This is a genomic window from Clostridium neonatale, from assembly GCF_900465025.1.
GTDB lineage: Bacteria > Bacillota > Clostridia > Clostridiales > Clostridiaceae > Clostridium > Clostridium neonatale.
In genome coordinates this window covers 567850-580651 of record NZ_UICR01000002.1, presented here as the reverse complement: position 1 = coordinate 580651, position 12802 = coordinate 567850, and the positions used below count along the sequence as shown (strand labels likewise).

Sequence of the window (12802 nt, the reverse complement as noted above, 5' to 3'; positions counted from 1 at the left end):
AAATTTTACAATTGTTAGAAGAAATAAAGTTATAAATATTAGAACATATATGCTTAAATTCTTAAGAATTTGCTTATTTATTGAGCCTTTTCATGGTGTGGAGTAGAAAAAATAAAAAAAATCATTTCTAGAGAAATAGTAATGAACAGAATAAAAATCAGCTATATTTTTCGCGGATTTTTATTCTGAGAAATTAATAAACTAGAATATAATATTTATATATATTATATGCGAATTAAGAGTTAAAATATAAATAAGAATGGTTATTTTAACTCCATATAGGCGAAATTGTGGAGAAAAAATAATTGATTCACATATTATATGAAAAAATATAGGAATTTTTTTTATGGTTAATTTATTACTGTTTTGTTTTATACAACAATATAAAATTGATTGTGTAAAAAATTGGTATAGATATTACGCTTAAAGTATTATAAAAAAATTAAAATATAACAAAAGGAGAATAATATGAGTAGAATAGATGAACTTCAGTCTTTGATAAGATTTTATGAAGAACAGCTTGGAGAAGATGAAGGAGATTTATATGAAGAGTATGAATCTGAACTTGTAGCTGCTATAGATGAATTGAATAGATTAACTAAAAATTAAGAATAGAAATAAATCTTATTATAATACATTACGATCTTCAGAAAAGAAGGTTGCAGATCATGTTTTATTAAATGTATATTCTGTTTCAACAATATCTTTAGCTAAAAATGTTAGTTTAATCATATGGGGATATATTGATTCAGTAAGTATATCAACAGGAGAAATGAAGAAAGGATATATTCTTATTTATATAGATAGAGATAATGATGGCAATGGAATATTAAAAGAAGCAGAAAGAAATCATTTGGCTGGTGTAGAAATGTGATAGAATTCAATGTAAATTATTATATATACAAGAAGGGAGATAAATACATGAGCCTACAAGTTGTAGCAGAAAAGATCAATATATTAGCAGATTTTTGTGGAAAAAGGGATGTACAAGAATTAACTAGAGAAGAATTAATAAAGAAATATAATATAGAACATGCTGATTCATTAATATTATTTGGTGGAAGCATACTAGAAGGCTGTAAAGTAGCTGGAAAAGCTATGTTAAATGGCGTAGCTAAAAAGCTTATGATTGTTGGAGGAGAAGGTCATACTACTGAAAGTTTAAGAAAAAAAGTAAAAGAAGAATGCCCGGAAATTGAGACAGAAAATAAGATGGAAGCAGATATAATGGGTCAGTATATGAATTCAAAATATAATATAAAAGATTATTATATAGAAAGGGAATCTACTAATTGTGGTAATAATGTAACATATGCATTGCGTTTGTTGAATGAGAAAAATATTGAGGCTAAAAATATCATTATTATTCAAGATGCAACTATGCAGCATAGAATGGAAGCAGGATTTAGAAAGTATGATTCCAATATTAATATAATAAACTATGCTTCATATAAGACTAAAGTTATAGTTAAAGAAGATAAGTTGACATTTGAGAAAAATAATATATTAGGAATGTGGGATATTGAAAGATATATTTCACTGCTTATGGGTGAAATACCACGATTGAATGATAATGAAAGTGGATATGGACCAAATGGAAGAGGATATATTGCACATGTTGAGGTACCAAAAGATGTGTTAGATGCTTTTGAATACTTAAAAGGTGAATATAGGAATTTGGTTAGAGCTTAAAACCAGCTACATGTATTAAATTCAGAAAATGATATTGGATATTGATTAGGTCATCCAAGTTTGTGGTGGAAGTATTATAAGGATTTAATTATGAAATAATATGCTCAATTTATAGCAAACAGTTAAAATAATAAAATTGTTTCTATAAAATTGAGCATATAAACTCTTGATAATGATAGTGATGGGCAACAGAAGCAATTCTTAAAATTTTATATAATAATAGTATATAGTATAAATTTCTAATGTTAATTGAGAACAGCAATTATATTTTTGACATTTAAGAATAATTCAATTTTTAAGTTATTATTTATTAATAATAATTTGAATTTCAAAGGCTGTGTTTTATCTTAATAAATTAAATTAACAAAACTCATATCCATTGGATATGAGTTTTGTTAGATATGCCTAATAAGATGTAAGAAAAAAGATATGAATTTTATAAAGTAAAAAACTTAAGTGTATAAATCACTAATGTGAAGTATATCTGCGGTTTTATTATAGTAAAATATATATCACTAAAATAGTTATATATACTAACTGTTTAATTAAGTTTATATTAAATTATTTTTAACATAAATAAATGAAAGATAATACAAATCACAATAATTATTTTCCTTCAGAAGCTGCAGTTATTAAGACATAGTTATTCATGAACTCACCCCATTAATGCTTATATTTTAGTATTGATATTGTATAGAGAACACGACAAAAATTAATAAAATGTACAAAAAAGAGTTGTTAATGCATCCTATAATAAAGGATTGAATTGACAGCTCGTTTACTATTTTTGATTATTTAATTTTATAAGATATTATTGTGGGATTTCTTATTTAGTAGGAGATTATATATTTGTACAATGGTTTTAGTAAATGTTTACAAAAACATATAAAATTATAGATAAAAGATAAATTATTCAATATTTTTTCTTATGGATAGATGATACCATTTAAGCATGATAATAAAATAAATTAATGGAGGGGAATATAATGAATAAAAATTTAAAAAAAATAGCATCAGTTCTAATGTTTGTAGCTATGGCTTCAACGCTACTAGCTGGATGTGGAGGAAGTGGTGATTCATCACAAAGTTCAAGTGCATCTGGAAAGACAAAATTGACATTATGGCATATTCAAACAGCAACAGCAGCAGATGCAATTAAGGCTTCTGTAAAAAGGTTTATGGAAGCGAATCCTGAGTATGAAGTAGAAGTTGTTGATCAGGTTAATGATTCTTATAAGCAAAAATTAGCCATGGCGATGAGTGCAAATCAAACGCCAGATGTGTTTATTCAATGGGGAGGATCAGGGTTAATTGATTATGTTAATTCAAATAAGATTGCTGATCTTACGGATCTTATGAACAAAGACAACTATAAAGATAAATTTATAGATGCTGGAATTAATCAATGCTCATACAATGGCAAGATTTATGCTGTTCCGGTTGAAAACGTATCCGTTGCAGGTTTTTTCTATAATAAAGATGTTTTTGCTAAATATGGAGTAGAAGAACCCAAAACTATTTCTGAATTAGAAGCTGCATGTGATAAGTTAAAAGAAAATGGAGTAGCACCTTTTGCTCTAGCTAATGCTACAAAATGGACAGGATCTATGTATTATATGTATTTAGCAACTCGTTTTGGTGGTCTTGATGCATTTGCCAATGCAGCATCAGGAGAAGGCTCATTTGAAAACCCAGCATTTGAATTCGCCGGAAACAAGATTCAAGATTGGGTTAAAAAAGGATATTTTATGGATGGATTTAATGGAATGGATGATGATAGTGGTCAAGCTAGACAAGCATTATATAAAGGTGATGCTGCAATGGATTTAATGGGATCATGGTTTACAGGTACAGTACTCGGTGAAAATCCAGATTTTATGAGTAAATTAGGTTTCTTCCCATTTCCAGCCTTAGATAGTTCAAAAGAAGACCAATCACTTTGTGCAGGAACTGTTGGAGATAATTTATATTCAATTTCAGAAACATGTAAAGACAAAGAGGGAGCCTTTAAATTAATCCAAAGTTTATTAGACGATCAAGCACTTCAAGAACGTAAGAAATTAGGTAAAATTATTCCACTTAAAGATTTTAAACCAGATGATGAATTAACACAAAAAATACTGGATACAGTTAATAAAGCAAGTGGAGTTCAATTGTGGTATGATCAATACTTACCAGCAGAAGTTGCAGAAGTACACAAATCAACTTGCCAGGAAATATTTGGCTTAACTAAGACACCACAAGATGCAGATAAGGAATTACAGGCTGCTATGGATGCATATAAAGCTAAAAACAAATAACTATAGCAATAATTAAAAAATTAAAGCTGTTACAAAATAAAGCTTTTATAATAAATATAATTAATTTCTGAAGCTAATTATATGACTTAGTTTTGCAACAGCTCAATAATTATATGAAGGAGAGAGAAAAAGTGCAATTACAAACTAATAGTTTAGCTAAAAGGCGTGCCGCGTCAACAAGAAATGCAGCAATTATATTTCTTGTGCCAGCATTTTTATTCCTAATAATATATATAGCATATCCAATTGTATATTCTTTCAATTTAAGTTGCTATGATTGGAATGGATTTGCATCAAATAAGGTGTTTGTGGGTTTAAATAACTGGAAAGAACTTATGACTGATGTAGTTTTTAGAAAAGCATTTTTAAATAATAATATTATTATGGTTTTATCTATAATTGTTCAATTACCAATTGGTATTGCTCTTGCAACATTCTTAGACTTTGGTGGGAAAAAGTTGAATATATTTAAAGTAATTTGGTTTATACCAATGTTAATGTCATCTGTTGCAATTGGATATTTATTCAAGTATGCATTAGATGCAAATTCAGGTATAATATCTGGAATATCAAAGTTATTTGGTGGAAACTCAATAGATTTATTAGGAAATCCTAAGACAGCATTATTAACTATTACAGTAGCAATATGCTGGCAGTTTATACCTTTTTATATGGTGTATTTCTTAGCAGGCTATAGCAATATACCAGCAGATTTGTATGAAGCAGCAATTATCGATGGAGCTAAAAAAAGTCAATATTTTTGGAAGATAGCACTTCCACTAATGAAACCAGCCATTAAAAGTGCAATTGTATTATCTATGGTTGGATCATTAAAATATTTTGATCTTATATATGTTATGACAGGTGGAGGACCAGGCAATGCATCTGAACTCATGGCAACTTATATGTATAAAAATGCATTTTTATCTCAAAGAATGGGATATGGTTCTGCAATTGCTTCAGGAATGTTTATTATTATAACAATAATATCATTGATTACAATTAAAGCATTAAATAGAAAGGAAGAGTGATTGTTATGAAGGAGAATTTCTCGATAAAAAAAATATCTACCAAAACTATAATTGCAATATTAGCAATAGCATGGCTTTTAATTACAATAGTTCCTTTTATATTTATGTTACTTGCAGGATTTAAGCAACAATTTGAAATGCTTATGGGAAGTGTATTTGATTTACCTAAAAGTTTATATTTAAAGAATTTTATAGATGTATTTAAAGGTAACATATTCATTTACTTCAAAAATAGCATATTAGTACTTATTGTTTCATTGGTAATTTTATTATTCTTAAGTGCATGTGCATCTTATCCATTATCTAGATTTAAATTCAAATTGAACAAACCAATATATGGTATAATAGTAGCGTGTATGTCAGTGCCAGTTCATGTAACGTTGCTTCCAATATTTTTAATGACAACTAATATGGGATTGTATGATACACCTTGGGCATTAATAGGCCCATATGTAGCTTTTAATCTGCCAATTTCAGTATTTATATTAGTTACATTTATGCATGCTATCCCCAGGGAATTAGAAGAAGCAGCTGAAATAGATGGGTGTAATAAATATAAAATTTTCTTTAACCTTATGCTTCCATTAGTAAAGCCAGGCCTTGCAACTTTAGCCATATATAATGGCGTTGCTATATGGAATGAATTTAGTTTTGCATTAGTTTTAACTCAAACCTTACCTAATAGAACATTGCCACTTGCTATTTGGGAATATCAAGGACAATATACAATGAATGTTCCAATGATTATGGCAGTTCTTACTATTTCAATGCTGCCAATGATTATAGCATTTATTTTTGGACAAGATAAATTAATTAAAGGTATGATGGCAGGTGCTGTTAAAGGCTAGAATAAGCATTGTTTTAACTTAAAAAAATTAATATAGAGAAGAATAGTGGTGGATAAAGATATGTATAAGATATTAATAAAATTTAAAGATAAATTGTGTAAAATGAAATTTAATCAAAAGGTTACGATCTTTTTTATTCTCTCTATTTTAATTACAAATATTTTTATAGTTCTAGCAGTATATCAGTTAGCAGGAAAACAAATCACTGAAAAATCTAGCGGACTTATGGAAGGACAGTTTGAGACTATAAATGATAATTTAGATTCAACATTAAAAAATTTTGTTGAAATATCAAGCATGATATCTTCAGACAGCCGCGCAAAAGAGTTTTTAATGAATAACAAAGAAACTTCAAAAAATTATAACAAGGATACAAGTGAGGCGTATTCCTCAATAAGATATATTTTAGATTCAAATAATTATATTGATTATATTGCACTAGTTAAATTCAATGGGCCAGAATTAGTATATGTTGGAGAGACATGGACAAACAGTGATTTTAGAGATGAAATACTAAAAGATTATGAAAATTCTATATCTACTAAATTTATTAATTGTAAAATTAGTATGGATAAAAAAGTATTTTATCCAGATGAATATGTTTTAAATATTTATCAGCCTATAAGTGATAAATATATTTTCAATAAATATACAGGCTTTTTAGTTATTGGAATCGGAGAAAAGCACATTAAAGAGTTTTATACAAATTTGGGTAGCGAATTAAAAGTACAAACTTATTTGACTGATAAGACTGGAACTATTATATCTAATGAAGATAAAGATTTAATAGGAATAAGAAGTTCTTATGCACAAATATTGAAACAAAAAAGTGGAAAAGAGAAAATTGATAATAAAGTAGTTATTTATGAGAAACTTAATAACTTAGATTGGTACATTGTAGGAGAAATACCTAGAGAATCTCTTCTTAAAGATACTAGGACAGTTATATCTTTTATAATACTGTGGATAATAGTAACTGGTGTAATAATAAGTATAGGATTTTATAAATTTAGTAAAAACTTATATAAGCCAATGGATACTCTTGTAAAGAAAATGAAGGAAGTCTCTACAGGAAATTTTGAGGCACGGATGGAGTACAAGTATCAGGGAAAAGATTTTAAGCAGCTGGCAAGTGGGTTTAATATTATGATTGAGGAAATCAATATACTTATGTATAGAATAAAAAAGGAACAATCTGAGATTAAACAAATTGAACTAAATAAATTACAATCTCAAATAAAACCACATTTTTTATATAATACATTAGAATGTATTCACTGGCAGGCTTTATCAGATGGAAATAAAGAAGTATCACAGATGGTTAAGGCATTAGCGAATTACTATCGTTTGTGCTTAAGTAAGGGTAAAGATATAATACCTCTTATACAAGAATTAGAGAATATAGAAAATTACTTAATTATTCAGAATATGAGGTATAGTGATATAGCAAAATGTGAAATAAATATAGATAAAAGTTTTGAAAACGTATTGATACCTAAGCTTACATTACAGCCTTTAATTGAGAATTCAATTTATCATGGAATAAGAGTTAAGGATGGTTATAAGGGAAAAATAATAATTACTGCAAAAGAAAATCACAATAAGATAATTATATCAGTTGCTGATAATGGTGTTGGAATGAAGCAGGAGCAAATTGATGAGATTAATAATTCTATATCAGTATTTGATGAAAAAGCAGGATATGGATTAAGAAATGTTCATAAAAGAATAGAAATGCTGTTTGGCAGTGGGTATGGGTTATTCTACAGGAAAAATGATCATGATGGAACTACAGTAGATATTTTATTACCTAAAGGGGAGAGGGATTAATGTATAAAGCTATGGTTGTAGATGACGAAGAGATGATTCGAAAAGGAATATGCAATGTAATTCCTTGGGAAAAGCTCAAAATAGATACAGTTAAAATTGCATCTTCAGGTATTGGAGCGCTAAAGATTATGGAAGATGAAACTATTGATATTTTGATTACAGATATATGCATGACTGAGATGGATGGATTATCTTTAGTTGAGAAAATTAATTTCTTAAATCCAAGACTAAAAATTATTGTATTGACAGGATATGATAATTTTGAATACGCTCAAAAATGTTGCAAAATGCAAGTTGATGATTATCTTTTAAAGCCAGTAGATGAAATAGAACTTGAAAATACTATTGGAAGGCTAGTAAAAGATTTAGAAAATGAGAAAATTATAAGTCATAGGCAGAAGATAAATAGCAGAATACAGGGATTAACCGAACAATTAAAGCTTGAACAGATTATGCAAAATATGATTCATGAATCAATGAAGGCAGAGGAAATTGAAAAAGTATTAGTTGATTATTCTATTGATAAGGAAGAAGTATTGCAAATTGCATTAGTATGTCCAGTTATAGATGATAATTTATCATGGAAACAACATTTTGAATTATTAAATCTATATATAAAGAATACGTGTATTGAATTATTTGATTCAAAAAAAGAAGGTATTACATTTGAAGATAAAAATAAAAATATTGTAATTGCAACATTTGTAAGAGAAGAATTTGAAGATGTTACAGATAGAATAAAGTATTTAATTAATTATTTAAAAAACGAGTATGATATTAATCCTAAAATAGTTATGGGAAGCATTGTAAAAGGCTTTAATAAAATTAATATTTCATATAATGATGCTTATTCTTTACTCAATAATAAAAATATATATGATGGAATTATTACAAAAGAACCTATGGAGAAGCGTTTACTATTATTTAGTGAAAAAGTACAAAATTTAAGAAGAACTATGATGGATAATATTGATAATTTAGAAAACGTTATTATGGCGTACGAAGCTTATGTTGACGCTATAGAGTTTTATAACGTATCAGCTTCATTAGTAAAAAAAACATGCTTTGATGTTGGAAGTGGAGTATATTTTTCTTACATGATTGAGAAGGGAGAAGCAGGAGATAATAAAATAGATTCATTAATAATTTCCCTGAAAAATTGTAATTGTGATGATGCAATAAAAATTACTAGAGATTTTATAATGCAAATTCTTAAAGCAGATATTAGGGAAAGCTATGAGATTATCGGAAAAGCAAAAGCATATATTAAAGAACATTTAAATGAAGAAATTTCAGTTTATAGTATTGCAGAAATGCTTTATTTAACTCCAACGTATTTTTCAAAGCTATTTAAGAACAGTGCAGGTGAAGGCTGTAATAGCTATATAATAAGGAAAAGAATAGAAAAAGCAAAATTATTATTAGAAACAACTAGTATGAAAACGGGCAAAATAGCGGCCTTAGTAGGATATAAAGATACAAATTATTTTTCATTGGCATTTAAAAAACAAACTGGAATGTCACCAACAGAATTTAGAGAAAATGGAGGAATGGTAAAATGAAGCAAGCAGTTTTAATTTCGACAACTAAAAATAAAAGCTTTATAAATGGAAATGTTAAGATAAATGATGAAAAATCATATCATACATTAGAGTTAAATGGAGAGTCATATCAAACTATTGAGGGATTTGGAGGATGTTTCAACGAGCTTGGATATATAGGTTTAAATAAAGTGTCTAAAGATAAAAAAGAAGAGGTACTAAAGAATCTATTTGATAAACAAGAATGTAATTTCACTTATTGTAGATTACCAATTGGAGCTAATGATTATGCAGCAAGCTGGTATAGTTTAAATGAAACTAAAGGCGATTATGAAATGAAGAATTTTAGTATAGAAAGAGATAAAGAATGCCTGATTCCTTATATTAAGGAGGCAGAAAAATATAGTGAAAAGCTTACTTTATTTGCTTCGCCTTGGAGCCCTCCTACATGGATGAAGTTCCCTGAAGTCTATAACTTTGGAACCTTAATTTGGGAAGAAAAAAACTTAAAGGCCTATGCTCTTTATTTTAAAAAATTTGTTAAGGAGTATGAAAAGGAAGATATTATAATTAATCAAGTACACATACAAAATGAGCCAATAGCAGATCAGAAGTTTCCATCTTGTGTATGGTCAGGGAAAAAGATTCGCGATTTTATAAAAGATTACATTGGACCATTATTTGAAGAAAGTAATATGGATACAGAAATATGGCTTGGAACATTAAATTCACCTTATGATGATTATGGTGATGATAATTGGCAGTTTGGGCAATATAATAATTTTGCGAATATGATATTAAGTGATAAAAATGCAAGAAAGTATGTAAGCGGAGTTGGTTATCAATGGGGAGGAAAACATGCTTTATTGCAAACTAAAATAGCTTATCCAGAAATTAAAATAATACAAACAGAAAATGAGTGCGGGGAAGGAAAAAATAGCTGGGAGTATGCTGAATACGTATTTAATTTGATGTGGACATACCTAATGAATGGTGCATGTGCATATGTATATTGGAATATGGTCCTTGAAGAAGGTGGAATAAGCACATGGGGATGGAAACAAAACTCTCTTATTACAATAACAAAAGACAATAGCATTTACTATAATCCAGAATATTATCTAATGAGGCATTTCTCAAAATATATAAGACCAGGAGCAGTAATGAAGGGATTAAAGGGAGATTTTGCTGGAAATGCTTTAGCATTTGAGAACCCAGATGGAAGTATAGTATTAGAATTATTAAATCCATTTGATGAAGATCAAGAAATAACTTTTAATCTTAATGAAATAAATTACAATTTTACTGTAAAACCACATTCATTTAATACTTTGATACTTTAATAAATTTATTTTTAGGAGATGTGAAAAATGGCGGAAGAGAAAAGAATTACTCATGAATATGCTTTAGAAAAAGCAAAGGAAATAGTAGGAAAGATGACTTTACAAGAAAGAGCAGAGCAGCTAACTTATAAATCAGCCTCTATAAAAAGATTGGGGATTCCTAGATATAATTGGTGGAATGAAGGCTTGCATGGAGTGGCAAGAGCAGGTACAGCAACAGTATTTCCACAAGCAATTGGACTAGCTGCTATGTTTGATGATGAGCTATTGCATGAGATTGCAGAAGTTATTTCAACAGAAGGACGTGCAAAATACAATGAAAGTAGTAAAAAAGATGATAGAGATATTTATAAAGGGATAACTTTTTGGTCACCAAATGTTAATATTTTTAGAGATCCTAGATGGGGTCGAGGACATGAAACTTATGGAGAAGATCCATATTTAACATCTAGATTAGGTGTAGCTTTTGTAAAAGGATTGCAGGGAAAAAGAAAATATTTAAAAATAGCTGCCTGTGCTAAGCACTTTGCTGTTCATAGTGGACCAGAAGGATTAAGACATGAATTCAATGCAATTGTAGGTAAAAAGGATTTGTATGAAACTTATCTGCCAGCCTTTGAAGCTTGTGTAAAGGAAGGTGATGTTGAAGCAGTAATGGGAGCTTATAATCGTACAAATGGGGAACCTTGCTGCGGTAGTAAAACTTTATTAAAAGATATATTAAGAGGTAAGTGGAATTTTAAAGGACATGTAGTATCAGACTGCTGGGCAATTGCAGATTTTCATTTACATCACAATGTAACAAGTACTGCCACTGAATCAGCAGCATTAGCCATTAAAAATGGATGTGATTTAAATTGTGGAAATATATATCTTCAGATATTACTAGCATATAAAGAAGGATTGGTTACAGAAGAGGATATAACAACAGCAGCAGAAAGATTAATGGCAACAAGAATAAGGCTTGGAATGTTTGATGAAGAATGTGAATATAACAAAATACCTTATGAATTAAATGATTGTAAAAAGCATAATGAATTATCTTTAAAAGCAGCAAGAAAATCAATGGTACTATTAAGAAACAATGGAATATTGCCTTTAAATAAAGAAAAACTAAAAGCAATTGCAGTGATTGGACCTAATGCTGATAGTAAAATAATGCTTAAGGGTAATTATTCAGGAACTGCATCTAGATATATTACTGTATTAGATGGAATACATGAAGCTGTTCAGGATGATGTGAGGGTATATTATTCAGAAGGGTGTCATTTATATAAAGATAGAGTTGAAGAATTAGCAGAACAAGATGACAGATTAGCAGAAGCAATTTCAATAGCAGAAAGATCAGATGTTGCAATTCTTTGCTTAGGCTTAGATTCTACTATTGAAGGAGAGCAAGGTGATGCAGGTAATAGTGAAGGGGCTGGTGATAAACCAAACTTAAATTTACCAAGAAAGCAACAAGAACTACTAGAAAAAATAATTGAAACTGGAACACCAGTTATATTAGTAATTGGTACAGGAAGTGCATTAACATTTAATGGAGCAGAAGAAAAATGTGCTGCTATATTAGATGCATGGTATCCAGGAAGTCGTGGTGGTAGAGCTGTAGCTGATTTATTATTTGGAAAATGCTCACCAAGCGGTAAATTACCTGTAACTTTTTATAAGGATCTTAATTATATACCGGAATTTACTGATTATTCAATGAAGGGTAGAACATATCGTTATATTACAGGAGAAAGCTTATATCCATTTGGATATGGATTAACTTATTCTACTGTAGAATTATCAGAGTTAAATGTATCAAATATTAAGGATGAATTCGAAGATGTAGATGTAAGCATAAAAATCACAAATACAGGAGAGTTTGATATCGAAGAAGTAGTACAATGCTATATTAAAGATCTCGATTCTAAATATGCAGTTCTAAATTATAGCTTAGCAGGATTTAAACGCGTTGAACTAAAGAAAGGAGAAAGTAAAGTTGTAACTATGAAGGTTAAAAAATCATCCTTTGAAGTAGTAAATGATGAGGGAGAAAGAATACTTGATAGCAAAAACTTTAAATTGTTTATTGGTATATCTCAACCAGATAAAAGAAGTGTACAACTCACTGGTGTACAACCTTTAGAAACTACAATAAAATTAATATAAAATTTATGGTGGATTTCAAAGGTTATGCCTTACTTCCACCATGAACCCCACAAAAATCTA

Annotated in this window: 9 protein-coding genes; all 9 read left to right on the top strand. The window is 28.8% G+C overall.

Annotated elements, in window-relative coordinates; translation table 11 throughout:
• Window positions 1-468 precede the first annotated feature (468 nt).
• The 9 genes from CNEONATNEC86_RS21325 (at window position 469) to CNEONATNEC86_RS14195 (ending at window position 12742) form a co-directional block, all read left to right on the top strand.
• Entirely contained in the window at window positions 469-609 is a 141-nt protein-coding gene (locus CNEONATNEC86_RS21325; RefSeq protein ID WP_172437817.1) for a hypothetical protein, read from the top strand.
• 312 nt (window positions 610-921) lie between these two features.
• Entirely contained in the window at window positions 922-1692 is a 771-nt protein-coding gene (locus tag CNEONATNEC86_RS14230; RefSeq protein WP_159136280.1) for a YdcF family protein, read from the top strand.
• Window positions 1693-2678: 986 nt separating this feature from the next.
• A complete protein-coding gene (locus tag CNEONATNEC86_RS14225) occupies window positions 2679-3992 on the top strand; it encodes an extracellular solute-binding protein (protein WP_159136279.1) in 1314 nt (437 codons plus the stop codon).
• Window positions 3993-4123: 131 nt separating this feature from the next.
• Window positions 4124-5023: a carbohydrate ABC transporter permease gene (locus CNEONATNEC86_RS14220; protein ID WP_159136278.1), complete on the top strand. Its 900-nt coding sequence runs from the start codon at window positions 4124-4126 to the stop codon at window positions 5021-5023.
• 5 nt (window positions 5024-5028) lie between these two features.
• Complete coding sequence (locus CNEONATNEC86_RS14215) at window positions 5029-5871, top strand: carbohydrate ABC transporter permease (protein WP_159136277.1); 843 nt, start codon at window positions 5029-5031, stop codon at window positions 5869-5871.
• A 60-nt stretch (window positions 5872-5931) separates the two neighbouring features.
• Complete coding sequence (locus tag CNEONATNEC86_RS14210) at window positions 5932-7701, top strand: sensor histidine kinase (protein WP_159136276.1); 1770 nt, start codon at window positions 5932-5934, stop codon at window positions 7699-7701.
• The gene (locus tag CNEONATNEC86_RS14205) at window positions 7701-9263 is read left to right on the top strand and encodes a response regulator transcription factor (RefSeq protein ID WP_159136275.1); all 1563 of its coding nucleotides are present in this window, start codon (window positions 7701-7703) and stop codon (window positions 9261-9263) included. The genes CNEONATNEC86_RS14210 and CNEONATNEC86_RS14205 overlap by 1 nt, the downstream gene beginning before the upstream one ends.
• Window positions 9260-10585 (top strand): glycoside hydrolase family 30 protein, encoded by a 1326-nt coding sequence (locus tag CNEONATNEC86_RS14200; RefSeq protein WP_159136274.1) that lies wholly within the window; start codon window positions 9260-9262, stop codon window positions 10583-10585. Before CNEONATNEC86_RS14205 ends, CNEONATNEC86_RS14200 begins: the two co-directional genes overlap by 4 nt.
• Window positions 10586-10612: 27 nt before the next feature.
• Complete coding sequence (locus tag CNEONATNEC86_RS14195; protein WP_159136273.1) at window positions 10613-12742, top strand: glycoside hydrolase family 3 C-terminal domain-containing protein; 2130 nt, start codon at window positions 10613-10615, stop codon at window positions 12740-12742.
• Window positions 12743-12802 lie beyond the last annotated feature (60 nt).